Consider the following 23203-nt stretch of genomic DNA (forward strand, 5'->3'; position numbering starts at 1 on the left):
GTTCGTTGACCGCTAACGCAGTCGAGCTGACCGCGGAGCAGGCCTGGTTCGTCGCAGATGCGTTGGGCGCAGGGAGCTTTCCCTGGGTGCTCGCCATCACGCCGGCGTGCAGCGATCACGCGCAACGCGCGGCGGTCGCGGCCAGGCTCTCCGCGGAGCTGGTGGAACTGGGGGTGATGACCGAGGACGGGGTCGTCGATCCCGGTGTCCGCCAATGGGTCACGACGACATGCCGGGCCCGGCGCTGGCTCGAACTCAGATTCGTCAGCGGATCGGGAAACATGTTGCGCGGGCATGTGGCACGTCGCGTCGAGCAGACCGACGAGCACACCGTCGCGTTGCGCAGCGGTGGCCTGGTCACGCTGACCGCGTTGGACATCGACCATCCGCAGGCACTGGTGCCCGTCCTGACTGCAGGTCTCTCAGGGCGGACACCGGCGAGATTCGAGGAGTTCACCATTCCCGCTCGGACCGGGGCGCGCGCCGACGAGCAGCTGCGCGGCGGCGCGGCGCTCGACGAGGTGATCGAGTTCCTCGGCATCCCGACGACAGCGCGCACCGTCGTGGAGGCCGCATATGCGGCCGACCGCAGGTATGTGGAGATCGTCGCCGGTGACCATCGCGACGGTCACCGGGTCAGCACCAACGTCGGCGTCAGCGTCGTCGACACCCGCGAAGGCCGGGTTCTTGTGACACCGTCGAAAGCTTTTGACGGCGAATGGATCTCGACCTTCACCCCAGGCACACCGCTGGCCATCGCCACTGCGGTAGAGCGGCTCACTTCCACGCTGCCCGACGGGCCGTGGTTCCCCCATCAGCAGTTGACCCGAGACTTCGGCTCGGACCAGAGAACGGAACACCAGCAATGGCGTCAGACAGTCAGTTGATCGGCACCAACTCCTCGGCGGCAGCGCCCTCGATGCCGATCGTGCGCGTCGCCGTGCTCGCCTCGGGCGGCCCGGACTCTCCAGGCGGTCGTGTCACCGACATGGCACTGCCGACGGAGCTCCCGCTGCGCGAGATACTGCCCGCGGTGCGGCGGATGGCAGTGGCCGGAGACGAAGACTCAGGTGCCACAGCCGATTCGGTGCAGCTGTCGCTCGCCCCGATCGGGGGTGCACCGTTCAGCCTCGACGCCACTCTGAACACCGTCGGCGTCGTCGACGGAGATCTGCTGGCGCTGCAACCCGTCCCGGCAGGCCCGCCCGCACCGCGGATCGTGGAGGACATCGGCGATGCCGCCGTCATCTTCTCCGCCGCGCGGGAAAAGCCCTGGGGCGCACGCCATGTGCAGCGCTTCGCGACTCTCGGAGTCATTGCACTCATCCTGACCGCGACGGTGTTCGCCACCGCGCATCGTCTCGTCGTCGGCGGATACGCCGGGCTCATCGCGGCGTGCGGCGTTGCGGTGCTCACTGTCCTCGTCACCATGCTCGCGTGGGGCCGGGCACCGAAATTGGCAACCGCGCTGTCGATCACGGCGCTCGTCCCTATTGCCGCGGCACTCGGACTCGCTGTACCCGGTGAGACCGGCGCGTCTCAGGTTCTGCTTGCCGCGGCCGGGGTTACCGCATGGGCGATCGTGAGCATCACCGTCGCCGAACGCGCGATCGCGGTCTTCACCGCGGTGACCGTGGTGGGGGTCGGCGCGCTGCTGATCGCCGGGGCCGCGGCAATCTGGGAACTTGACACCGTCATCATCGCCTCGCTGCTCGTCGTGGTGGCACTGGTGGTCACCGTGCAGGCCGCGCAACTGTCGGCGATGTGGTCCCGTCTGCCCGCGCCGGTGATTCCGGCGCCGGGTGACCCGACGCCTCCTCGGCCGTCGCTCAAGGTGCTCGAAGACCTCCCGCGCCGCGTGCGCGTGACCGATTCGCACCAGACCGGTTTCATCGCGGGCGGTGTGGTGTTGGCGACCTCTGGGACATGGCTGCTCGCCGGCGCGCCAGGAGTGTCGTACTGGGCGTGGTACGTCGTGGGTGCGGTGGCGCTCGGTTCGGTGTTGCGCGCACGGGTGTGGGACTCCGCACCGTGCAAGGCCTGGCTGCTCGCCCAGCCTTTCCTGATGGGCGTCCTGTTCCTCGCCTCGTTCGCCGCCGAGGGCCGCTACACCGCGGCCTGGTGGGCGCTGGCGGCGCTGGCGGGTCTCACGGCTGTGTTCGTGTTCGCGGCACTGGTGCCGAAGGTCGCGTCGCCGGACACGTACTCGTTGCCGATGCGCCGACTGGTCGGCTTCCTGGCTTCCGCGGTCGACGCGTCGCTGATCCCGGTGCTGGCGTATCTGGTCGGACTGTTCGCCTGGGTCTTGAATCGGTGACGTACGCGATGCTGCGCAGTACGCTTGCCGCCACGACGGCCCTGCTTGCCGTCGCCACGGTGAGTTGTCCTGCGGCAGGGGCGATCACGCCGCCCGAGCTGGACGCCGGAGCGGTTCCGCCGTCGGGGGCGCCGGGCCCGGTACAAACGATGACACAGCGCAGCCCATGCGTTGCGGCGGGCGTGTTGCCAGGCAGCGATCCCGGTGTGGTGAGCCCGAATTCGTCCATGCTGAACCTTTTGGGGGCGTGGAAGTACAGCCGCGGTGACGGGCAGCTCGTCGCGGTGCTCGACACCGGTGTCCGGCCGGGCCCGCGCCTGCCGAACGTCGACCCGGGCGGCGACTTCGTCGAAGCCACCGACGGTCTGGTGGACTGCGACGGACACGGGACGTTGGTGGCAGGCCTGATCGCCGGACAGCCGGGCGACGACAGCTTCTCAGGAGTCGCGCCGGGCGCGAGGATCCTGTCGATCCGTTCGACGTCGGCCCGGTACTCACCGCGTGAGTCCGGCGAGGATCCCGCGACTGCACGGGTGGCGCTCGACGTCGCAACGCTCGCAAGAGCGATCGTGCGTGCGGCTGATCTGGGTGCGCGTGTCATCAACATCTCGGCGGTGACGTGCTTGCCTGCCAACAAGACTGTCAACCAGACCGAGCTCGGCGCCGCCCTTCGTTACGCCGCGGTCGAAAAGGATGCCGTCATCATCGCGGCGGCCGGGAACAACAAGGCCGGGTTGAATCCTGGCTCGGCGTGCCCGTCGAATCCGCTGTCGGATCCGGGTCGTCCCGAGGACCCGAGGAACTGGGCAGGCGTCACGGAGATCTCGATCCCGTCGTGGTGGCAGCAATACGTCCTGTCCGTCGGTTCGCTCAACTCCAGCGGCAGGCCGTCGGACTTCACCATGGCCGGCCCGTGGGTAGGGATCGCCGCGCCAGGCGAGAACATCACCTCGGTCGGAAACGCCGATGGCGGCGGGCTCGCCAACGCGCTGCCCAGCGATCAGGGAGAGCTCTTTCCCCTCAACAGTGCAAGCTTCGCGGCGGCTTACGTCTCTGGCGTCGCGGCCTTGGTGCGCAGTCGATTTCCGGAGTTGACTGCCGCGCAGGTGATCGAACGCCTGACGGCAGGGGCCCAGGGAGCGGCCCGCGCGCCATCCAACCTGACCGGTAACGGGCTCGTCGACGCCGTCGCATCGATGACGTGGGACGTCAGCGCCGCGAGTGACGTCGCCGGTGACCCGCAGCCCAAACCCATTGCGGCACCCCCACAGCCGGCACCACCAAACAACACGCCGCGCACGGTTGCGTTCGTCGGTACCGGTGTGCTCGCGCTGATCGCCGCTGTCACCGCGGGAATCGCCATACAAAGACGAAAGACAGAGGCAAAGTGACCATCCGAATCGCGCTCGCGCTGCTGTTCATCGTTCCCGCCGCGATGGCGTACCCGTGGGAGTCCAACACCGAATGGTGGATCCTGGGCAGCGCCGTCGGTGTCACGCTGGTGGTATTCGCCTGGTGGCGCGGACTTTTCGTGACGGAGATGATCGGTCGACGCTACGCGGTGTGGCGCCACAACCATTCCAAGCCGCACGCTCAGGCATCGAGCGACGTCACTGTCGTGTTGCACGTCGAGGATCCGGCCGGACTGGGCCTGTCGCTACCCACGGTGGCGGGTTACGTCGAGCGCTTCGGTGTCCGTTGCGACAAGGTCCGGGTCACCAACCGGGACGAGAACGGTGTCCGTTCGACCTGGATCAGCATGACACTGAGGGCGGTCGACAACCTGGCGGCACTGAAGGCCCGCTCCGCCGAGCTTCCCCTTTCCGACACGGCCGAGATCGTCGGTCGCCGATTGGCCGATCACCTCAGGGAGACAGGTCTGTTGGCTGTTGTCGTCGATGATGCTCCGGCACCACTGATCGGCGGTGGACGCGAGAAGTGGCGCGGAGTATGCGAGGACGGTGGCTTCATCTCCGCGTATGGCATCCCTGTCGACGACAGCCTCGCGGTGCGGCTCGCCGAAGTGTGGTCGCTGCCGAACGAGACGTGGACAGCAGTCGAATTCGGCGGATCCTCAGTGCATCCCACAGTTCGGGCGCTGTGTGCCGTCCGGACACCCGAACCGGTGCGCGGTACACCCATCGGTGGTCTCACAGCACAACCCGGAATTCAGGGGCGATTGCTCACCGCGTTGGCGCCCGCGTCGGCGGAACGTCTCGACATCCCGAGCAGCCCGCTGCCGCGGGAACTTCTGGAACCGGCCGGTTGGCTGGTGGGCGGGCGTTGGTCAGTCGAACATGAAATCGCGCATGAAGCGGGTCATTCTGCGTAGGTAGTCAGGCTGGCTGACATGCAGGATGTGGTTGCCGGGGAACCAGTGGAATGCGCAGCGGTCCCAGTGCTCCCATAGCATTTCGGCCTGCTCCGGCGGTGCGAGCCGGTCACCGAGACCGGTGATGATCAGTCGCCGGTCCTTGGGAACCAAGGGCTCGTAGTTCAGGGGCGACGAGTAGCGTGTCGCGGCCTTGGTGAGATCCGAGTCGGTGTTCGACAGCAGACTGCGCAACTGGACCACTTTGTTCGCGGGGAACCATTCGTCGACTGTTTGATCGGGCGCGACGACGGGGACGTTCGGAATGACCGCTTGGATTCGGTCGTCCACACTGGCGATCAGCGCAGAAGTGTAGCCGCCCAATGACATTCCGGTAAGTCCGATGCGGTCTACCCCGGTGAACTCGAGGTAGTCGATGATTGACCGGAAATCATGCACCGCCTGCGCCATCGCCTCGGCGAAGCCCGAGAAGCCATTGGCGAAGAATCCGTAACCGCTGAAGGGCGATCCCTTTTCGGCGCGGCTGCCGTGGAACGGCATCGTATACAACAGCACGTCGTAGCCGGACCGGAAGAACCATGGCAGCGAGAAGAACAACCCGTTGAACAAATATGGCGACCCCATGAAGCCGTGGATCACGCACAGGGTCGGATGCGGTCCGTCGTCATGGCGCCAGTGTTGGGCGTGCACAACGTTGTTGCGTGTGAACCCGCTGCACTGGTCACGCAGCGCGGGATTCACGGCTTCGAAGCTGCTGTCGAACCGGATGTTCTGCACATTGCCCTTGGCGATCCACTCAGCGAGAGGGCTGGCTGGGCGTGACGAGATCCGCGGCACCTGTGTCGGGGCCGGGAACGACAAGGCGGGATCCTTCGCCGACGCCAGTTCGGCGTAGAACCTCAACTGATCTTGCTCGGCGCGGGCCTGGCTGCTGCGCAGGCCACCGACGAGTGTCGGCAGCATCGTGGTCGCGAGTAGCGAGGCGATGGCGGTGCGTAGGGCAATGTCGGCCACCGCCGACGAGTCCACGATGAGCCGCTGACGGAGTGTGAGATCGACGCGACGGGGGAGTCCCTGGACGGTCGCATCGGCCCCGGGGACATCGGGGACGGGGATGGGCGGGTCCAGCGGGGTGTCCGAAGTGGTCACGTCCGCATGGTAACCCGAGTGCAAGACTGGCCCAATGTGGAATCCTGACGTTTATCTGACCTTTGCCGATCATCGGGGAAGGCCGTTTTTCGACCTGATGTCACGGGTGGCCGCCGAATCGCCCAGGCGGGTGGTCGACCTCGGATGTGGTCCGGGAAACCTTACCGCCAGCCTGGCCGGACGCTGGCCCGACGCCACTGTCGAGGCGTGGGACAGTTCACCGGAGATGGTGGAAGCGGCGCGTGAACGAGGTGTCGATGCCCATGTCGGTGATGTGCAGTCGTGGACGCCGCAACCCGATACCGACGTCGTGTTGACCAACGCGGTGCTGCAGTGGGTGCCCGACCACGCCGAGCTGCTTGTTCGGTGGGCCGGCCAGCTGTCTTCCGGATCGTGGATCGCGATGCAGGTTCCTGGAAACTTCGATGCCCCGTCGCACGTGGCCGTCCGCAGCCTCGCGCGGCATGACCGGTGGTCAGAGCCGTTGCACGACTTCCCGTTTCGTGAGGGTCAGGTTGACGACGCGACGGGCTACGCCGCGCTGCTCGCCGACGCCGGATGCCGGGTGGACGCATGGGAGACGACGTACGTCCACGAGCTCACGGGTGAGAATCCGGTGCTGCAGTGGATCACCGGTACGGCGCTGACGCCGGTGAAGAGCCGCCTCGACGAGACGCAGTGGCAACAGTTCCGCGAGGAGCTCATTCCGATGCTCGATGAGGCCTATTCCATACGGCCGGACGGCACGACGTTTTTCCCGTTCCGCCGTATATTCGTTGTCGCCCAGGTGAAGTGACCGTCATGTCGGCAATCCTTCCCGTTCGGCGTCCGCGCGGTACCGGTCCACCCATTCGTCGGAGCGCTGATCGGCCTGGCGCTCAAGCACCGGAGCAGGTGCCAGGTTGCGATCCTGTCCGAGCGCCTCGAGGACGTCGCCGACGATCTGGGTGAGGTTGCGCCACAACACCGGATAGGCCACCTCGATGGGTTGCACACCCTCTTCGTCGAACCACGCGCGCCAGCCCTTGTCCTGTTCCTGCAGCATCGTGACGACGTGAGCTATCGCACCCGCGTGGTACTCCGCGCGGGAATCGCGTCGTGGGTCGGGGCGTCCGCGCCAGACGCGGGTCTGCACAGCTCGCCAGAACGAAACGGCCTGCGAGACAACATCGGGTCGATGCACGTACACCAGCACCGGGTCGCTGCCGACCACGGCGCGAATCGATGCCAGGAGTCCGTCGCCCTCGCGGTCCGGCAGGCCCGCCGCGCGCTGCAGCAGAAGTGGCGTCTGATTCCACATCAGCTTGCCGCCCCAGATCCCGTTCGGTGTGCGACCGACGGTCTGGATGTAGTCGCGCCAGATCTCGGGCGGTGCGAGGTCGGGCTTTCCCTCGTCGAGGGGGTCGAGCAGCCGGATGATCGACTCGTCCTCCACGGAGGCGAACCACTGGCGCGGCTGGGGCGACATGCTCGTCGTGGGGAGGTACTGGAAGAACTCCTGCGGCTCTCCCGCTACGCCGGTCGCCCGCAAGGATTCGACCAACAGCGTGCTGCCGCTGCGCTGCGACGCGAGCACCAAGTAGGCCGTCGGATGGGCTGACATGCGCGTGAGCCTAACCGCATTCGAATTGCCTTGCACAGCATGGCTTTAAGAATCGCAGTGACGAAAACTATTGCCCGGAACTCTCTTCGTCGTCGATGCCGCGCTCGGATGAGATGGCCGAACGGCTGGTCACCGACGGTCCGTGAATTTGCAGATAGGTTTCTGTGTAGCGCTCCGCGATTCGGGTACCGGCGAACTCCGACGGGATGACGTCGTTGGTCTTCTCACGCCAGTCATTGAGCAGCAGCGCAAGTTCGTTGGCGATGGCTTCGGCCTTGTCGGATGCGTCTGGCCCGAGCAGGTTGCGCGCCTCGGTGGGGTCGTCGTGCAGGTCGTAGAGTTCGCGCGCGGGACGAGGCGACTGGGTCAGCGGAGCGACCGTCTGACCGGGCGCGCTTTCGGCGATGTCCCAGGGCAGATCGAGGAGTGGCCGCGCCGCGTAGTTCTCGATGTAGCTGTAATCCTTCGTGCGGACGGCGCGGATCGGGTCGAAGGAATCGTGGTAGGTCTTGGTCGTGTAGACCTCGGTGCGCGCCGGTGCGGTCCGCGCGTGACGCAGGTTGTCGGCGTGCGAGATTCCCTCGATATCCGCGGGGACGTCGATGCCGAGCAGACCGAGCAGGGTCGGCAACAGGTCGACGCCGCTGAACAATTCGTCGTAGACCCGCGGGGTGATCGCTGCGTCGCGGGGAGGCCGCACAATCATCGCGATCCCGGTGCCCGCGTCGTACAGGGTGGACTTGGCGCGGGGGAGTGCAGGGCCGTGGTCGGTCATGAAGACCACCCAGGTGGTGCGGTCGAGGCCGGTCTCCGCGAGGGTGTCGAGCAGTCGTCCGACGGCGGCGTCGGCGACCGTGATCGAGCCGTAGAACTCGGCGAGGTCCTGGCGGATGTCAGGTGTGTCGGGCAGGTAATCGGGCACGTCCACACCTGCGGCATCGGAGGGTTCGTAACGATCCCGCGGATACGGGCGGTGTGTCTCGAAGAAGCCGGCGGTGAGCAGAAACGGTTGGGCAGGCGGATCTGTGAGCCACCGGGTGGCCTCTTCGACGACGTATTCGCAGTACGAGTTCGACACGTCGAACTCGTCGAAGCCAAGGCGCGGAGGGTGCGATGTTTCGTGTTGCATGCCGAATAGCGCTGTATGCCAACCAGATTCGGACAGCAGGTGCGGCAGCGTGCGGACACCGGTCCTATACTCCCAGCCGTGGTGGGCGAGGCCGACCAGGCCGTTGCTCTGCGGGTATCGGCCGGTGAAGAGGGAGCCGCGCGACGGAGAACACAACGGTGCGGTGGCATGCGCGCGGGTCAGCAGAATGCCTTCGGCGGCCAGCTGGTCGAGCCGGGGGCTGGACACGTCGTCGTGTCCGTAGACGCCGAGATGGCGGCCCAGGTCGTGCCAGTGCACGATCAGCAGGTTGTCTCGTCTCGGCTGGTTCACGCAGCGTCCTTCCCTGTCTTGTCGGTCCACCGAACAGGCCGCTGCGCGGATTTCGCAACCCTTTGACTCACTTCAAGCAACTTATCCCCAATCGTGTTTTTATCCACAGGTTGGGGTTGAGCTGCTGGTTTGGTGTCGACGGTGCGGTTAGTGTCGAATGTATGTTCGATTCGTTGGTGGAGGCGACGATCCGCAGCCGGGGTGTGGCGGCGGTCGGGGCGTGGGCGCAGGTGGAAAACGCCGCGTGCGCGCGCCGGTTGTTCGCCTGCGCGGATGAGTTGGAGCGGATGCTGGCCGCCGACGACTCTGCAGAACGCGAGCAGTGGTGTCTGGACAACTGGGGGGCGGTCGCCGCCTCGGTGGCGGCGTCGCAAAACGTGACACTCGGGGTGGCCTCGCACCAGTTGTTAATCGCCATGGGTTTACGGGAACGCCTACCCCGGGTGAGCGAGGTGTTCGCCACCGGGGCAATCACCTACCGGCTGGTCTCAGCGATCGTCAACCGCACCCGCCTGGTCACCGACCCTGAGGCGATGGCCAAAGTCGATACCGAGATCGCCGCCCAGGTGCAGCAGTGGGGCGTGCTCTCGGCGGACAAAACCGAAACTCAGATCGATTACTGGGTGAATCGGTATGACCCCGCCGCGGTGCGGCGCGCCGAGTACTCCGCGCGCAACTGCCATGTCGATGTCCGCGATCCCGAGGATGGCTCGGGCAGCGTGTGGGTGGAGGGCCGGCTGATCATCACCGACGGCGAAGCCCTGGACCGACGCCTCGATGCCCTGGCCCAGACGGTGTGCGAGAAAGATCCCCGCACCCACGACCAACGCCGCGCTGCGGCCCTCGGAGCATTGGCCCACCAGGCTGAGCGGCTGGTGTGCGGGTGTGAGGACCCCGACTGCGACGCCAAAGACGCCGTCCCCAGCGCGGTCGTGGTGCACGTCGTGGCCCGCGAGGACTCGCTGTCCGATGACACTCCGATCCAGTTGGACGGCAAATCAGCTCCGCTGTTCGACAAGCCGCTGAGCGAAGTGACGGTGCGCGAAGCGTTCGCCCCCGCACCACCCCAACCGAGGGTCATCGCCCACACCCCACCGGCGGCACTGATGAGCGGCGGGATGCTGCCCGCACCCCTGCTGGCCGCGAAAGTGGCGGGTACCGCGAAGATCGTCCCGATCCGCCATCCGGGCAGCACGCCACCGGAACCGCGCTACATTCCCTCAGCGGTGTTGGCGACGTTTGTGCGGTGTCGGGATATGACGTGTCGGTTCCCGGGCTGTGATGAACCCGCCCATCGTTGCGACATCGACCACACCCTCGCCTACCCCAACGGCCCGACCCAAGCGTCGAACCTGAAGGTTCTATGCCGAAAACATCACTTGCTCAAGACGTTCTGGGGCTGGCAGGATCAACAGCTCCCCGACGGCACCGTCATATGGACCTGCCCGCAGGGGCAGACCTACACCACCCATCCGGGCAGCCGACTGCTGTTCCCGACCCTGTGCCGGCCCACCGCACCCGTAGAAGTGGTGCACCCCGCCGGTGACTGCCCGACCGACCCTGCCGCGCGTGGGCTGGCCATGCCCCGACGCAAAACCACCCGCGCCCACAACCGCACCAAGGCGATCAACGACGAACGGCGATTCAACCAAACACTCATCCAGGCCGAAGCCGAGCAACGCGCACACGAACGCCAACAGCAGGACACCGGAATTGATTGCGAGAGCGCCTATTCCCCCTCCCGGCCACCGCCAAGCTACGACGACGACCCGCCACCGTTCTAGGGGTGGTAGGGCACTCCGACCGCGCGGAAAACGTATTCGGGCGGGACGTTGAAGGCCATCGACTGGCGCGGTATCCGCGTCAGGATCTCGGGCGGGATGGGCGTCTTGTACTGCAGCGAGAGCTCACCTTCGCACCGCGGATCCACTGCAGCGATGTCGACCTCGAGGTGCAGGCCCGCATCGGTGATGTCGGCCGTCACCGTGCCCGATTGTGGTGCGCTCCAAGGCTGATCGATGGTGCGGCCCGCGAGCTTCGGCACCGACGAGAGCGTTGCGAGGATCCTTTGATTGGTGAGCACCAACGAGCCGACGTAGCTCGCCACGTTGCCGTGTGCGCGCTTGCCGGGGATCTTGCCGCTGAAGCGTCGAGTCACCGGCACGTACTCGGCGAGATAGATGACGCCCTCGGCCTCTACTTCGGCCCGCAGTTCAGCGGGTAGCCCGCCGATGCGCAACAGCTTGCGTAGAAACACAGCCATAGGGGAACCGTAGCTCAGCCGCGCGGTATCCCGAGGACGCTGTAGACGAACTTCGGCGGCACATCGAACGCGAGCGTCCGCGACGGCACACGGCTCAACACATCGGCGGGCAGCTCAGCCTTGAAGTTCAGCGACAGGGTCCCGGAGAACTCGGGATCGACCTGGGAGAGATCCGCGACCTCCAGCAGCAGCCCGGACTCTGACAGCGTGCCTTTGACCGTCCCGGACTGCGGAGCGTTCCACGGCTGATCCACCGCGCGTCCGCCTTTGCCGGGAACGGCCGAGACCGTCGCGAGGACCCGCGTGTTCGTCAACGCCAGCGCGCCCCCGTACCCGCGCACCAGCCCGACCGACTTCCGTCCCGGAACGCGGCCGGTGAAGCGCATCACGACACCGAGGTACTCGCCGAGGAAAATGACGCCCTCCGAGTCGACGCCGGGACGCATCTCGGCGGGCAGCTTGCCGATACGAAAAAGTTTGCGGAAAAGTCCGGCCATGGCCAGCCACCCTAATGGTTGGCGGTTACGCCTGGTAGAGCTATCTGTATGACACCCAGGACACGCTGGCTCGCGGCGAGCGCTGTGGCCGGCGCGGCGGTTTACGCGCTGATGTGGATCGGCTTTGAGGCGGGGTGGCCGTGGCTGACCGCCATGGACGCGGCGGCGCTCGACCCCACCTACCGCTACGGTTCCACGCACCCGGGCTGGGTGACTGCGTGGGACGTGTTCTGTACCGTGCTCGGACCCAACGCGTTTCGGCTGGCGGGCCTCGTCGTGATCATCGTGGCGCTATGGCGCCGCAACTGGCGGCTCGCGGGTTTCGTCGCACTCGCCGGCCTGTCTGGACCCCTGATCGAGCTCACGAAGCACCTCGCCGACCGCCCCCGGCCGCCGACCGCGATGGTCTTCGCCTATTCGCTGTCGTTCCCGTCCGGTCACGCGGTCGGAGTCATGGTCGGCGTGCTCGTAGTCCTGACGCTCGCCTGGCCCTTCGTGCGCCCACCGCTGCGCGGATGGCTCGTCGTCGCAGGCGCGTTGCTCGTCGTCATGATCGGCGTCGGACGGGTCGTACTGAACGTGCACCACCCATCCGATGTGATCGCAGGATGGGGACTGGGCTACGCCTACTTCGTCCTGTGCCTACTGCTCCTGCCGCCTTGGCGCAGGGTCACGGCAGCGGACGATAAACAGGAAGTGCTCGATACCGCACACTGAACGTGGCCTCGCTGAACTCCGTGCCCACCTCGCCGTCATGCGCCAGCACCGTGGGGCCGTCGAGTGCGGTGAACGAGAACTCCGGCACCCGCATCTCGTGATACAGCGGGCTGCGCGTCAGCCGCCCCAGCGCGAGCGCCACCAGGATCCGAACTCTCGCCAGCCGGCGACCGGTCTCGAGAATCCGGACGTCGAGCAGCCCGTCGTCCATGCGGTGCCGTCGCGACGGGGCGAATCCCGAAGGCAGATAGACCGAATTGCCGAGGAAGAACAGCGACGTCTGCAGCGATTTGTTGTCGTACTTGATGCGCACCGGTTCGCCGTGACGCAGCGTGTGGAACATCGCGTAGATGCCGGCCATCGGCTTGCCGATTTTGTGCTCCAACTTTTCGCGGGTCTGCACGAACATCGGATAGGCACCGATGCTCGCGGTGTTGATCACCATGTTGGTGTCGTTGATGCACGCGATGTCGACGCACGACACATGGCCCCGCCTGATCACGTCGACCGTCTTGGCCACCGTGTCGCAGCCGATGTCCTTCGCGAAGTGGTTGAAGGTGCCACCAGGGAACACCGCCAACGGAATACCCGCCTCAAGCGCGATACCTGCCGCGCACGACACCGTGCCGTCACCGCCGGCGACCGCGAGCACCTCGGCCCGCCCCGCGGCTTCCTTCAGCTCCTTCTGAATGTCGTCGCTGCCATCTACCTGGACAATCTCGGTGCGCGGCAACGCCTCTCGCACCTGATCGATGACGGCTGCGCCCGTCCCGCTGCCTGACGCCGGATTGACCACGAGGATCACGCCTTCGCCGTCCGGCCGTTTCGGCGCGTCGACCAACAGCGGGTCGGCGGTCGGCAACCGGGTCGGCACCACCGGCGGCACGATCCGCGAACTGAGCACCGCGACTCCCGCGCCGATGCCGAAGCCGGCGAGCACGTCACCCGGATAGTGCGCGCCTGTGGCGATTCGCGACATTCCGACCAGCCCCGCCAGCAGCGCCAGTCCCAAGCCCAGCGGCGGGGTCTCCAATCCGACGCCGACGGCGAACGCTGCCGCACTCGCGGAGTGGCCCGACGGCAGTGAGTTCGACGTGGGCATCCGCCGGCTCTGCCGCGCCAACGGCACGGAGAAGTAGTTGGGTCGTGGCCGTTTCCACACCCGCTTGGCCACCTGGTTGGTCAGCAGGCTCGTCACCCCGAGGCTGACCACACCGCGCGTCGCACCGCGCCTCATCGACGGGGTGCCGAACGTCGCGAGCCCCGCCGCGATCGCGAACCACAGCTTCGAATGGTCCGCGGCGCTGGTCAGCTTCGGCATGACGGCGTCGAGCAGGGGACTCGGCGAGTCGGCGATGGCCTCGAACACCTCGCGGTCCAGCGTCCCGAGGCCCTCGCCGATCTGGCGGATTCCTCGGTGACGACGAATGGGCAGGAGGTTCATGCCGGGTAATCTATCCACATCCTTGACAAATTATTTTGTCAAGGCGACGATGGGCGCCATGCTCGACGTCGAGGTGATCGCCGACCCCGCCGCGGCGGTCAGCGCGCTCGATCCGATCAGAGGCCGACTGCTCGCCGCGCTGACCGAACCAGCATCGGCGGCCGCCCTTGCGTCGCGCATGGGCATGCCCCGGCAGAAGGTCAACTACCACCTCCGCGCGCTCGAAGACCACCACCTGGTCACCGAGGCCGGCGAACGTCAGTGGGGCGGGCTGAGGGAGCGTCTCCTCGTCGCGACCGCGGCCTCGTACGTGGTGTCGCCCGGCGCCCTCGGGCCCGTTGCCTCCGATCCGAGGCGCTCCGATGACCGGCTGTCGGCGAGCTACCTCATCGCACTGTCGGCGCGTGCCGTACGCGAGGTCGGCGAGCTCTGGCGTGCGGCGCGCACGAACAACAAGCGACTCCCGACCCTGTCGATCGATACCGCGATCCAGTTCCGATCCCCCGCGGACCGGACCGCGTTCACCAAGGAGCTGTCCGACGCCGTGACGACGTTGGCCGCCCGCTATCACGACGAATCAGATTCCGATGGTCGCAGCTACCGCTTGATGGTCGCGGCCTATCCCAAGCCGAAGGAGAATACGTAATGCCTTTGAAGAGAGACGATTCCGGACGCCGATGGGTCGAGATGGAATTCCTCGTACCCGGCACGCCCGAACAGGTGTGGCAGGCCATCGCAACCGGACCGGGTATGAGCGCATGGTTCACGACGACACACGTCGAGGAGCGCGTCGGCGGCGCGATCAGCTTCGATTTCGGCGACGAGAACTGCGGCGCCGATGTCTCGTCGGGCAAGGTCACCGCCTGGGATCCGCCGGTGCGGCTCGAATACGAGGAGTATGGATGGAGCGGCGATGCCCCGCCGGTCGCGACCGAGGTCACCGTCACCGCCCGATCCGGCGACCAGTGCGTGGTCCGCATGGTGCACACGATGATCACCGACAAGGACGACTGGGACGGTGAGATCGAGAGCTTCGAGACCGGATGGCCCGGCTTCTTCGAGATCCTCAAGGTCTATCTCGCGAACTTCGCAGGGGCGCAGCCGGCGACGATCCGAGCTTCGGCCGCCCATCTCGGCGGCGAAAAGCAGGCGTGGTCGAAGATGACGAGTGCGCTGAACGTCGCTACCGCTGACGTCGGCGATCGTGTCGAATCGCCCACGCACGCACCCCGGTTGGCCGGCCGCGTCGAGCGCATCCACCAGAACGGGGTCTCCCGGGAGGTGATGCTGCGTATCGACCAGCCCGCACCGGGCATCGCTGTGGTCGGCGCATGCACGGTCGGGCAGGAGGGCCGGGCGATGGCCGGCATCTATCTGTACGGACCCGACGCCGCCGATGTCGCGTCTGCCGAACAGCCGAAATGGACGTCCTGGCTGCGTGGCCTCCTCGAAGGTGACCCGGTCAGCACCTAGCATGAACGGGTGCGCCGGCTCCTGATCCTGCTCTGCGTGGCACTGCTGCCGCTCTCCAGCGCAACCAGTCACGCCCAGACCGCACCGTGGTTCGCGCACTACGTCGGCAACGCTACTCAAGTGATTTCCGTTGTCGGCGTTGGTGGTTCGTCGGCCAAGATGGACGTCTACCAACGGACCGCAGCCGGATGGCAGCCCGTCGCCGTCGGTATCCCCGCCTTCATCGGTTCGGCCGGCATTGCGCCGCAGACCCACGACGGCCAGATGAAGACGCCGATGGGGATCTTCACCCTCGACTTTGCGTTCGGCACCGCGCCCAACCCCGGGGGCGGCCTGCAGTACGTGCAGGTCGGCCCTAATCACTGGTGGGACGGCGATATGAAGAGCCCGACCTACAACACGATGCAGGTGTGCGAGGAATCGCAGTGCCCGTTCAACACCGATCCTTCGAGCGGAACCGAGAACCTAGAGATCCCGCAGTACGTCCATGCCGTCGTGATGGGCGTCAACAAGGAACGTGTGCCCGGCAACGGCGGCGCCTTCTTCCTGCATGCCACCGACGGCGGTCCAACCGCAGGCTGCGTGGCCATCGACGACGCCAAGCTGGTGGAGATCATGCGCTGGCTTCGGCCAGGCGCGCTCATCGCGATCTCACAGTGATCCTGCAAAAACGGGGGAGCTCTCAAAGATTGATTGCCCGACCGGCTTTCACCTTGAAGTTGAGATTCTCCGTCGACATCGAGGCATCATAGGTCCGGTCGTAGCCGGTCTCGCTGATGCGCCAGCCTTCGCTGGTTCGCCGGTACTTGTCGTGGTAGAAACCCGCGCCGATCAACATGAAATTGAAATCTGGTGCGATCACCCGATCCTGCAGATACCAGGTCGCCGACGCCTCGTCGCCGTCCACGGTGATCTCCGGGTGGGTCACTCGATGCTCAGTGATGATCTCCGGCCCGAGTGAGTTGCGCATGAAGGTGACCAACTCGTCGCGGTTGGTGAAGTGGTGCTCCTCACCGATCGACTCGCCGTACCGGCCGACCACGTCCTCGGTGAGGGTGTCGGCGAACTCGTCCCAGTGCTTGGTGTCGAGCGCGCGAAGGTACCGGTATTTGACTTGCTTGATGTCGTCGATGTCACCCATGGCCGACATTGCAGCACACCGGCTACCGCGCCGCACCGGAAACCCCGCCTAGTGTGTTCGCCCTGTCGGCCACAGCGAACTCCACGCGGCCCAAAACCGTGTTGGTGGAACGCCGTTGGTACGGAGTGTCTACCGGATATCAGCAGGTGGGGAGGCTAGGGTGTGGTCCGTTATGAGCGACCCGTTGGGGTTGTCGGTCGGGACGACGAACTTGGTCGCGGCACGAGTCGGCAATCAACCTGTGATACACCGTGCGGCGGTGACCCTCGCCGATGGCTCCGTGCTGGGCGGATTCGTCGAGCGGGTCGGCGACCCGGTGCCATTGGTCGCCCCGGATGGAGCACCTCATCAGGCCGATCGGTTGTTGGTCGAAGCGCTGGGAGACATGGTCGATGCGACCGACGGACAGCCGCCGACCGAGATTGCGATCGCGGTGCCCGCGTACTGGGGGATGGCGACCCTGCGCAGTCTGCGCAACGCGCTGCGGACCGATCCCAGCCTGTCGCCCAACGGCATGCCCGCCCGGTTGGTGTCCGACGCGATCACCGCATTGACGGCGCTACAGACAAATCCAGGGCTGCCTTCCCAAGGTGTCATTGCACTACTCGACTTCGGCGGCAGCGGAACGAGTATCACTCTGGCGGACGCGGGCGCGTCATTCGAGCCGATTGACGAGACCACCAGGTACACCGACTTCGCGGGCGACCAGATCGACCAGTCACTGCTGAGCCACGTCGTCAATAGCGTTGCGGAGAACGGTGGTATCGATCCGGCGGCCACCGCGGCGGTGGGCTCGCTGAGCCGGCTGCGGCAGGAATGCCGTAGTGCCAAGGAACGATTGTCCGCGGAAACGACGACAGAGGTCCTCGCTGAACTTCCCAATCATCGGTCGGCCATTCAGTTGACCCGCAGCGAGTTGGAGTCTCTGATCGCCGCTCCGCTCGACGGCCTGCTGGCCGAGTTGGACAATACGCTGGAGCGCAACGGGATTGGCTGGCCCAACATCGCCGCTGTCGTCGCAGTGGGTGGGGGTGCCAGCATTCCGTTTATCACACAACGACTTTCAGGGCACACTAGTACCCAGGTGGTGACGACACCGCAGCCCGCACTGGATGCGGCGGTGGGGGCGGCCCTGTTCGCGGCGTACGGTTCGGCAGCCGAGGCCCAGACCGGTATGGCGCCGGTGATGGCGGACGCCCCAACCGGTTTGGCGCCCGCAGCGCCGAGTGCCGACGCACCGGCAACGGAGACGGCCAACGCGCTGGCGTGGTCGCAGGACGACGACATCGCCGACGAACCCGTCCCGTACACGGGTGAAAACCCCTACCAAAGCTCCTATGACGTAGAAGCCATCTCGATGCGTCAGCCCGTGCAGTACGTACCCTCGACTGGGCCCATCGACAAGCCTCGGACGTGGCAGCGGTTGCCGCAGTTGGTGATCGGACTGGCGGCCGCGATCGCACTGATCGCTGTCGGCGGCGTCGCGATCGCCCTGACGAGCGTGACCGACAGCAGCAGCAAGACCGATCAACCGAGCACCGCCAGCCCCCCGAAACCGACGAACGCCGAACCGCCACCGCCCGCGAGCGCAGAACCACCGGCCAGCGTCGCGCCGCCCCCGCCGGAAACCGTGACCTTTACCCCTGAGGCACCGCCACCCACGCAAGAGACCGTCACGACATACGTGACCACCACACCGCCGACGACAACGACCACGCCGCCGACGACAACGACGACGACAACGACAACAACCACAACGACGACAACCACAACGACGACAACGTCACCGACAACGACCACCACGACCACCACGACGCCGGCGATGACGACGACCCACATCACGGTGCCGTTCGTACCGGTGCCGATCCCGATTCAAGTGCCGAACAACCCGTACCAGCCGCCGCCGGTGCCTTAAAAGGGTTTAGCGCGGCGGGTATTGGTACTGCGGTTCGTGGAACCGATTGATGATCGGAATCCGTTCGATGATCCGGTCGCGCAGCCGCGGCTGCGGAGCCACGGGCGGCACGTACACCGGCGGTGGCGCATACGTCGGCGCGGTGCGCGCGGGCGGCTGATTTGCGGGGGCAGCCGGCGGCACGAATTCCGGGGCGGGCGGGGCGGCCACCACGATGGTCTGCGCCACGACGGGACGAGCCGCCTGCAGTGACGCGGTGAGCTTCGAAACCTTGGTCGCGGGTTCGTTGCCCGGAGGCGGCGCCTCGGCCGTGGGCTGATGATCCGCAGCAGTCGGCTGCTCCGGTGCCGACGGCGTCAGGCTCAGACCGAGCGCGACCGACAGCGAAATCACGAACGTCACCGCAGCCGCGACGAGAACTGCGGTCAACGCGCGGATCCGCGGCGGGGTGTGCGATCCGGCAGTATCCAAACCGTTCACGGCACGGGCGGATGCCAGCGCGGCACCGCGAGCGAGCGCGAGATCGGCTTCGGCGGCCGAGAAGACGGGTGCGTCGGTGACGTCTTCGAGCGTCGACCTGATCAAGTCGAGGTCGTCGGCCGAACCAACCACAAAGATCGAATCGGGACGCCAATCGTCGAGCTCCAGCATGGTCAACACTGAACTCGGCAGCTCCACCACGTCCGACCCGTCGGACGGTCGGCCGAAGCGGTCGACGGTCACGCCGTTGTCATCGACGATCGCCACGACCGCGGCGTCGGGTTCGACGATGCAGACCGCGACATCCTCGTACTCCGCGATGGCTGCGATACCGGAGGCCAGGACGTCGCCCGCCTCGAGTTCTGAAACCGCGATGACGTTGTCGCGCCCCCTGGCCCGCAGTGCCTCCAGCACCCCGGACGCTGCGTCTTCTGCTTCATTGGTCCAGGTCAGGCCAATGGCGTGCGTGTGGTTGTCGGCTTCATCGACCAGCAGGACATCCAGCAGATCGTCCGGTTCGACCGCGTCGTCCAAGTCGAAGGCGCCACGGCTGATGGTCGCGCCCTCGCCGGTCGTTCCCTCGACGAGCACCCAGCGCACGGCTGCCGATGTCATCGAAATGCCGAGCACGAGGTCCATGACCACCCCCGATCTGACATGAATTCGAGTTCGAGGGTACCGCTGCGAGGAAACGGGGTGGCCGGACCGCCGGTTTACCGACGGGCGTGACCATGCCGGGTATTTGCGCCGGCAAGAGATTCAGTAGGCGTTGGGGTCGTCTTGAACTGCGTCGGGAACCGGGTGCTGATAGAGCCGCGCCGCGTTCTCCCACGTCACCTTCCGGATGATCGCCTCGGGTAAACCATTGATCTGTTCGTGGATCGTCCGCTGAGTATGCGGCCACGTGGAGTCGCAGTGCGGGTAATCGGCTTCGAGCAGGATGTTGTCCTCGCCGATCCGCTCGTGCTGGATGAACGACGATTGGTCCTCGACAGCGCAGAACCAGAAGTTGCGCTTGAAAACCTCCGCGGGAGTCAGGGTTTCGCCGAGCGCCTTCCATGTCCCGTACATCTCGTGATAGCTCAGCATGTGGTCGAGCCTGTCGAGCAGACCCGCCACCCAGCCGATGCCACCTTCGGAGAGGCAGATCTTCAGATCGGGGTACCGCGTGCAGACACCGGAGTACAGCCAGTCGACCGCCGCGGAGATCGCATAGGCGAAGAACAACACGCCCTGCACATCCGGCGGCGCGTCGGCGGTGGTCGACGGCGAGGTGCCTGACGATCCGATGTGCAGGTTCACCACGGTCCCGGTGTCGGCGCACGCCGCCATCAGCGGCTCCCAGTAACCCGAGTGGATGGTCGGCAGTCCGAGCATCGCGGGGTTCTCGCTGAACGACACCGCGTGATATCCGCGTTCGGCGTTCTCGTAGATCATCTGCGCGCCGACCTCGGGATCGAGCAGCCACGGCAGCTGACAGGGAATGATCCGGTCGGGGTAGGCGCCGGCCCACGCGTCGATGTGCCAGTCGTTCCACGCCCGCACGCAGGCCATCGCGAGGTCTTTGTCGTCGGTGACCTGCTGGAGTCGCTGACCGGCGAAACCGGGCAGGAACGACGGAAAGTTCAGCGACGCGTACACGCCGTTGAGATCCATGTCCTTGACGCGCGCATGGATATCCCATGCGCCGCGGCGCATTTCGTCGAACCGGGCGGGTTCGAAGCCATACTCGGATACTGGTCGTCCGACCACCGCGTTGAAGCCCACGTTCGGCAGTGAGTTGCCGTCGTACATCCAGGTCTGGCCGCCGTCCCCGGTGTCGACGACGCGGGGGGCGCGGTCGGCGAACTTGCGCGGCACGCGGCCCTCGAAGGTGTCCGGCGGTTCGACGATGTGATCATCGACGGAGATGACCGTGTAACGGCGTTCTGCCCGTTCGGGTTCGGGCAGAAAGGTCACGGTGCGGTCGGCACCGGTCTTGGCTGTGGTGAAGTTGAGATTGGCCGCCATGTCGTCGATGGAAGTCATGGGCAATCCTCGATTCTTGGGTGATCGGTTGGGCTGTCAGTTCAGAACGTTCGGATCGGCCTTGATCGTCATACGGGCAGCGCCTGCCCAATACACGTCGGCGGCGCGCTCGATCAGCGACTGCTGCATGCCGATCATGTCGCCCCGGTTCATCTCGGACGGGGTCCGGCCGGTGAGCATCACGTCGTAGGCCAGCCGACAGACCCGCTCGATGGAGACCGCGCGATAGACCGCCTCGGCCAGGTTGCGACCCGCGGCTATGACGCCGTGATTGGCGAGAAGTATGAGGTTGGCCGAGCCGATCTGCTGTGCCAGTTCGCTTGCCCGCCAAGGGGCGTCGATCTCACCATCGTATTTCTCGACGAGGAACATGTCATCGAGGAACAGCGCTCCGGTCTGATGCACGAGTTCGGGCAGGATGCCCAGCGCCGCGATGAGGCTGACGTAATACGGATGGTTGTGGACCACTACGCGCGCATCGGGGCGGACGCGGTGCAGTTCGGTGTGCAGGTGGATAGCGGGCGTGACGTCCCAGCGGCCACGCACGACGTGGGCGTCCTCGTCGACCACGCAGATGTCGGACGCGGTCAACTCCTGCCACCACAGTCCCCACGGGTTTACGTACATGTCGGACTGTCCGTCCGGCTGCCACGTGATGTGCCCGGCCATGTTCTCCGCGAAGCCGATGTCAGCCAGGTGGCGGAATGCGACGGCCATCAACTGTTCGTCGGTGAGGTTGCCGCCGATTGGTGGCGTTATCGACGGCGACCAGACATCCAGACCGCCGCGGCGAACTTCCTCTGTGGTCATGATCCCTCCCGAATCCGTTCTCGAAGTTGGCCTTTGGCGACCTTGCCGCCGGAGGACCGCGGTAGCTCGTCGAGTATCTCGAGCCGCTCGGGCAGCAGCTCCTTCGAGATGCCCTGCGCCAGTAGATGTTCGACAAGTGTCGCCAGATCCAGAGTCCTCGCCTGCTTGAGCTCGACGTACACGCAGACCCGTTCGCCGAAGACCGGGTCGGGCATCGCGACCGCGGCGGCGAGGGCGACCGCGGGATGTGTCGCCACGGATTCCTCGACCTGGACCGCGCTGATGTTCTTTCCGCCGCGCAGGATGAAGTCCGAAGTCCGGCCGGTGAGCGTGAGATAGCCGTCGCTATCGAGTTCGCAGATGTCGCCCATCCGCATCCAGCCGTCCTCGGTGTACAGCTGGTCGTGGTCGGTGCCGCCGAGATAGCCGAGGGACAGTGCAGGCCCGCGGCACACGGGCTGTCCGCGTCCGGTGTCAGTGACGTCGCGGTCGCCGTCGAACAACCGCACCTGCATCTCCGGCACGATCCGGCCCGCGGTGCGCAGTCGGCGATCCAGCGAATCCGCAAGGGTGGTGGCGCTGAGCATGCCGGTCTCGTTGGAGCCGTAGAACTGCAGGATCGTCACCCCGGTCAGTTCCTCGAACTGTGCTGCCTGCGTGTAGGGCAGGGGCTCACCGCCGGTGAACACGACCCGCAGGCTGCTCAAATCATGGTCACGCGACGCCGGGTCGGCGAGGATCATCGCCAGTTGCGTACTGACACAACACAATACCGTCGCACGGTGCCGTTCGATCGCCGCACACGTCGCGGCGGCATCGAATCGTTCGATGCGGACGGTGGTCGCGTCCAGGTGGATGGGTGTCGTGTGTGAGGTCCAGATCCCGAAGCCGTAGGGCGTGGGGATGATCGGAAGGAAGACGTCGTCGGAGGTGAGCCCGCCGTTGGCGACCGCCTTGAGATGGAAGTAGTGCCAACGGTTCTGGGTGTGCACCACACACTTGGGCATGCCGGTGGTGCCCGATGTGGAATTGATCAGGAAGACGCCATCGGGCCCGGCCTGGGACAGCGGCGATTCCGGTCGAGGCCGCGTGTCGACCTCGAGATCGACACCGAGCGCGATCACCCGCATCGATGTACCGGCCGCCTCCTTCGCCAGGTCGTGTCTCTCGGCGTCGGCGACCAGCAGGGTGGGTTGCGTTGTGCGAAGGATGTGTTCGGCCTCGCGGAGCCCGACGCGGGATCCGAGACCGACCACCGCGGCGCCACATCGCTCGATGGCCACCAGCGCGACGTGGATCGCCGCGGTGTCCTTGTGCCACAGCCCGACGCTGTCGCCCGGCGCGACGCCGAGGTCGCGTAGCTCGTAGGCCAGGTTGGTGGCGGCGGTGTCGAATTCTGTCCAGGTGAACTGCGGGCCCGCGAAGTCGAGGGTGAAGTCGATGTAGGCCGCCTTGTCCGGCGAGACGATCGCATTGCGGCGTACGCCGTCCGACAGCGTGACGTCCGTCCACCAGCCCGCGGCCCGATACTGCGCCGCTTCGGCGCTCGTCACCGCGACCCCGTCGACGCTCATCACCAAATCATATGAAAAT

Annotated in this window: 22 protein-coding genes; 11 read left to right on the forward strand and 11 right to left on the reverse strand. The window is 66.0% G+C overall.

Annotation, left to right across the window (positions count from 1 at the left end; genetic code table 11):
- Positions 1-5 precede the first annotated feature (5 nt).
- The 4 genes from ACIA48_RS04060 to eccE are packed head-to-tail and all read left to right on the forward strand — an operon-like array spanning position 6 to position 4649.
- Positions 6-887, forward strand: coding sequence for an ESX secretion-associated protein EspG (locus tag ACIA48_RS04060; RefSeq protein WP_396727842.1), 882 nt, complete (start codon positions 6-8; stop codon positions 885-887).
- The gene (gene eccD, locus ACIA48_RS04065; RefSeq protein WP_396727844.1) at positions 866-2317 is read left to right on the forward strand and encodes a type VII secretion integral membrane protein EccD; all 1452 of its coding nucleotides are present in this window, start codon (positions 866-868) and stop codon (positions 2315-2317) included. The genes ACIA48_RS04060 and eccD overlap by 22 nt, the downstream gene beginning before the upstream one ends.
- Before the next feature lie 8 nt (positions 2318-2325).
- On the forward strand, positions 2326-3708 hold the full coding sequence (gene mycP, locus ACIA48_RS04070) for a type VII secretion-associated serine protease mycosin (RefSeq protein WP_396727846.1): 1383 nt from the start codon (positions 2326-2328) through the stop codon (positions 3706-3708).
- The gene (gene eccE, locus ACIA48_RS04075; protein ID WP_396727848.1) at positions 3705-4649 is read left to right on the forward strand and encodes a type VII secretion protein EccE; all 945 of its coding nucleotides are present in this window, start codon (positions 3705-3707) and stop codon (positions 4647-4649) included. Before mycP ends, eccE begins: the two co-directional genes overlap by 4 nt.
- On the opposite strand, the gene ACIA48_RS04080 is transcribed toward eccE, so the two are convergent.
- A complete protein-coding gene (locus ACIA48_RS04080) occupies positions 4605-5798 on the reverse strand; it encodes an alpha/beta hydrolase family protein (RefSeq protein ID WP_396727850.1) in 1194 nt (397 codons plus the stop codon). The genes eccE and ACIA48_RS04080 overlap by 45 nt on opposite strands.
- Positions 5799-5832: 34 nt before the next feature.
- On the opposite strand from ACIA48_RS04080, the gene ACIA48_RS04085 reads away from it, so the two are divergent.
- Positions 5833-6594, forward strand: a complete 762-nt coding sequence (locus tag ACIA48_RS04085) for a trans-aconitate 2-methyltransferase (protein ID WP_396727851.1) — start codon at positions 5833-5835, stop codon at positions 6592-6594.
- A 3-nt stretch (positions 6595-6597) separates the two neighbouring features.
- On the opposite strand, the gene ACIA48_RS04090 is transcribed toward ACIA48_RS04085, so the two are convergent.
- Complete coding sequence (locus ACIA48_RS04090) at positions 6598-7401, reverse strand: Stf0 family sulfotransferase (protein ID WP_396727853.1); 804 nt, start codon at positions 7399-7401, stop codon at positions 6598-6600.
- Positions 7402-7468: 67 nt separating this feature from the next.
- Positions 7469-8842 (reverse strand): sulfatase, encoded by a 1374-nt coding sequence (locus ACIA48_RS04095; protein WP_396727855.1) that lies wholly within the window; start codon positions 8840-8842, stop codon positions 7469-7471.
- A 161-nt stretch (positions 8843-9003) separates the two neighbouring features.
- Here ACIA48_RS04095 and ACIA48_RS04100 point away from each other — a divergent pair, with 161 nt between their 5' ends.
- Entirely contained in the window at positions 9004-10626 is a 1623-nt protein-coding gene (locus ACIA48_RS04100) for a DUF222 domain-containing protein (protein WP_396727857.1), read from the forward strand.
- Here the strand turns inward: ACIA48_RS04100 and ACIA48_RS04105 are convergent.
- Together ACIA48_RS04105 and ACIA48_RS04110 are read right to left on the reverse strand one after the other, a co-directional pair.
- Positions 10623-11105 (reverse strand): hypothetical protein, encoded by a 483-nt coding sequence (locus ACIA48_RS04105; protein WP_396727859.1) that lies wholly within the window; start codon positions 11103-11105, stop codon positions 10623-10625. The two genes, ACIA48_RS04100 and ACIA48_RS04105, sit on opposite strands and share 4 nt — an antisense overlap.
- Positions 11106-11119: 14 nt before the next feature.
- Complete coding sequence (locus tag ACIA48_RS04110) at positions 11120-11602, reverse strand: hypothetical protein (RefSeq protein WP_396727860.1); 483 nt, start codon at positions 11600-11602, stop codon at positions 11120-11122.
- Between the two features lie 48 nt (positions 11603-11650).
- On the opposite strand from ACIA48_RS04110, the gene ACIA48_RS04115 reads away from it, so the two are divergent.
- The gene (locus ACIA48_RS04115; protein WP_396727862.1) at positions 11651-12319 is read left to right on the forward strand and encodes a phosphatase PAP2 family protein; all 669 of its coding nucleotides are present in this window, start codon (positions 11651-11653) and stop codon (positions 12317-12319) included.
- Here the strand turns inward: ACIA48_RS04115 and ACIA48_RS04120 are convergent.
- Positions 12273-13763, reverse strand: a complete 1491-nt coding sequence (locus ACIA48_RS04120) for a bifunctional phosphatase PAP2/diacylglycerol kinase family protein (RefSeq protein WP_396727864.1) — start codon at positions 13761-13763, stop codon at positions 12273-12275. The two genes, ACIA48_RS04115 and ACIA48_RS04120, sit on opposite strands and share 47 nt — an antisense overlap.
- A 58-nt stretch (positions 13764-13821) precedes the next feature.
- Here ACIA48_RS04120 and ACIA48_RS04125 point away from each other — a divergent pair, with 58 nt between their 5' ends.
- From ACIA48_RS04125 to ACIA48_RS04135, 3 genes are read left to right on the forward strand one after another with little or no spacing between them, the layout of a single operon-like run.
- A complete protein-coding gene (locus tag ACIA48_RS04125) occupies positions 13822-14409 on the forward strand; it encodes an ArsR/SmtB family transcription factor (RefSeq protein ID WP_396728504.1) in 588 nt (195 codons plus the stop codon).
- Positions 14409-15236 carry an SRPBCC domain-containing protein gene (locus tag ACIA48_RS04130; protein ID WP_396727866.1) on the forward strand — a complete coding sequence of 276 codons (828 nt, stop codon included), beginning with the start codon at positions 14409-14411 and terminating at the stop codon, positions 15234-15236. The genes ACIA48_RS04125 and ACIA48_RS04130 overlap by 1 nt, the downstream gene beginning before the upstream one ends.
- A gap of 9 nt (positions 15237-15245) precedes the next feature.
- Positions 15246-15896, forward strand: a complete 651-nt coding sequence (locus tag ACIA48_RS04135) for a L,D-transpeptidase (protein ID WP_396727868.1) — start codon at positions 15246-15248, stop codon at positions 15894-15896.
- Between the two features lie 22 nt (positions 15897-15918).
- Here the strand turns inward: ACIA48_RS04135 and ACIA48_RS04140 are convergent, their stop codons facing one another.
- On the reverse strand, positions 15919-16377 hold the full coding sequence (locus tag ACIA48_RS04140; protein ID WP_396727870.1) for a nuclear transport factor 2 family protein: 459 nt from the start codon (positions 16375-16377) through the stop codon (positions 15919-15921).
- Between the two features lie 172 nt (positions 16378-16549).
- Here ACIA48_RS04140 and ACIA48_RS04145 point away from each other — a divergent pair, with 172 nt between their 5' ends.
- Positions 16550-18292: an Hsp70 family protein gene (locus tag ACIA48_RS04145; RefSeq protein ID WP_396727872.1), complete on the forward strand. Its 1743-nt coding sequence runs from the start codon at positions 16550-16552 to the stop codon at positions 18290-18292.
- A 6-nt stretch (positions 18293-18298) separates the two neighbouring features.
- On the opposite strand, the gene ACIA48_RS04150 is transcribed toward ACIA48_RS04145, so the two are convergent.
- The 4 genes from ACIA48_RS04150 to ACIA48_RS04165 all read right to left on the reverse strand — a co-directional run bounded on the left by ACIA48_RS04150 (position 18299) and on the right by ACIA48_RS04165 (position 23184).
- Positions 18299-19411, reverse strand: coding sequence for a hypothetical protein (locus ACIA48_RS04150; RefSeq protein WP_396727874.1), 1113 nt, complete (start codon positions 19409-19411; stop codon positions 18299-18301).
- 120 nt (positions 19412-19531) lie between these two features.
- Complete coding sequence (locus tag ACIA48_RS04155; protein ID WP_396727876.1) at positions 19532-20800, reverse strand: amidohydrolase family protein; 1269 nt, start codon at positions 20798-20800, stop codon at positions 19532-19534.
- Between the two features lie 36 nt (positions 20801-20836).
- The gene (locus ACIA48_RS04160) at positions 20837-21610 is read right to left on the reverse strand and encodes a class II aldolase/adducin family protein (protein ID WP_396727878.1); all 774 of its coding nucleotides are present in this window, start codon (positions 21608-21610) and stop codon (positions 20837-20839) included.
- Positions 21607-23184: a class I adenylate-forming enzyme family protein gene (locus ACIA48_RS04165; protein WP_396727880.1), complete on the reverse strand. Its 1578-nt coding sequence runs from the start codon at positions 23182-23184 to the stop codon at positions 21607-21609. Before ACIA48_RS04165 ends, ACIA48_RS04160 begins: the two co-directional genes overlap by 4 nt.
- Positions 23185-23203 lie beyond the last annotated feature (19 nt).

Origin of the sequence: Mycobacterium sp. NPDC051804, assembly GCF_044452905.1 — a bacterium.
Taxonomy (GTDB): domain Bacteria; phylum Actinomycetota; class Actinomycetes; order Mycobacteriales; family Mycobacteriaceae; genus Mycobacterium.

Excerpts from the sequence above, each read along its gene's own strand:
- eccD (WP_396727844.1), top strand. The coding sequence starts at position 866 with ATGGCGTCAGACAGTCAGTTGATCGGCACCAACTCCTCGGCGGCAGCG.
- ACIA48_RS04110 (WP_396727860.1), bottom strand. The coding sequence starts at position 11,602 with ATGGCCGGACTTTTCCGCAAACTTTTTCGTATCGGCAAGCTGCCCGCC.
- ACIA48_RS04090 (WP_396727853.1), bottom strand. The coding sequence starts at position 7,401 with ATGTCAGCCCATCCGACGGCCTACTTGGTGCTCGCGTCGCAGCGCAGC.
- ACIA48_RS04115 (WP_396727862.1), top strand. The coding sequence starts at position 11,651 with ATGACACCCAGGACACGCTGGCTCGCGGCGAGCGCTGTGGCCGGCGCG.
- ACIA48_RS04145 (WP_396727872.1), top strand. The coding sequence starts at position 16,550 with ATGAGCGACCCGTTGGGGTTGTCGGTCGGGACGACGAACTTGGTCGCG.
- ACIA48_RS04100 (WP_396727857.1), top strand. The coding sequence starts at position 9,004 with ATGTTCGATTCGTTGGTGGAGGCGACGATCCGCAGCCGGGGTGTGGCG.
- ACIA48_RS04165 (WP_396727880.1), bottom strand. The coding sequence starts at position 23,184 with ATGAGCGTCGACGGGGTCGCGGTGACGAGCGCCGAAGCGGCGCAGTAT.
- ACIA48_RS04105 (WP_396727859.1), bottom strand. The coding sequence starts at position 11,105 with ATGGCTGTGTTTCTACGCAAGCTGTTGCGCATCGGCGGGCTACCCGCT.
- ACIA48_RS04155 (WP_396727876.1), bottom strand. The coding sequence starts at position 20,800 with ATGACTTCCATCGACGACATGGCGGCCAATCTCAACTTCACCACAGCC.
- ACIA48_RS04125 (WP_396728504.1), top strand. The coding sequence starts at position 13,822 with ATGCTCGACGTCGAGGTGATCGCCGACCCCGCCGCGGCGGTCAGCGCG.
- ACIA48_RS04120 (WP_396727864.1), bottom strand. The coding sequence starts at position 13,763 with ATGAACCTCCTGCCCATTCGTCGTCACCGAGGAATCCGCCAGATCGGC.
- ACIA48_RS04150 (WP_396727874.1), bottom strand. The coding sequence starts at position 19,411 with ATGGACCTCGTGCTCGGCATTTCGATGACATCGGCAGCCGTGCGCTGG.
- ACIA48_RS04160 (WP_396727878.1), bottom strand. The coding sequence starts at position 21,610 with ATGACCACAGAGGAAGTTCGCCGCGGCGGTCTGGATGTCTGGTCGCCG.
- ACIA48_RS04140 (WP_396727870.1), bottom strand. The coding sequence starts at position 16,377 with ATGGGTGACATCGACGACATCAAGCAAGTCAAATACCGGTACCTTCGC.
- ACIA48_RS04085 (WP_396727851.1), top strand. The coding sequence starts at position 5,833 with ATGTGGAATCCTGACGTTTATCTGACCTTTGCCGATCATCGGGGAAGG.
- ACIA48_RS04130 (WP_396727866.1), top strand. The coding sequence starts at position 14,409 with ATGCCTTTGAAGAGAGACGATTCCGGACGCCGATGGGTCGAGATGGAA.
- mycP (WP_396727846.1), top strand. The coding sequence starts at position 2,326 with ATGCTGCGCAGTACGCTTGCCGCCACGACGGCCCTGCTTGCCGTCGCC.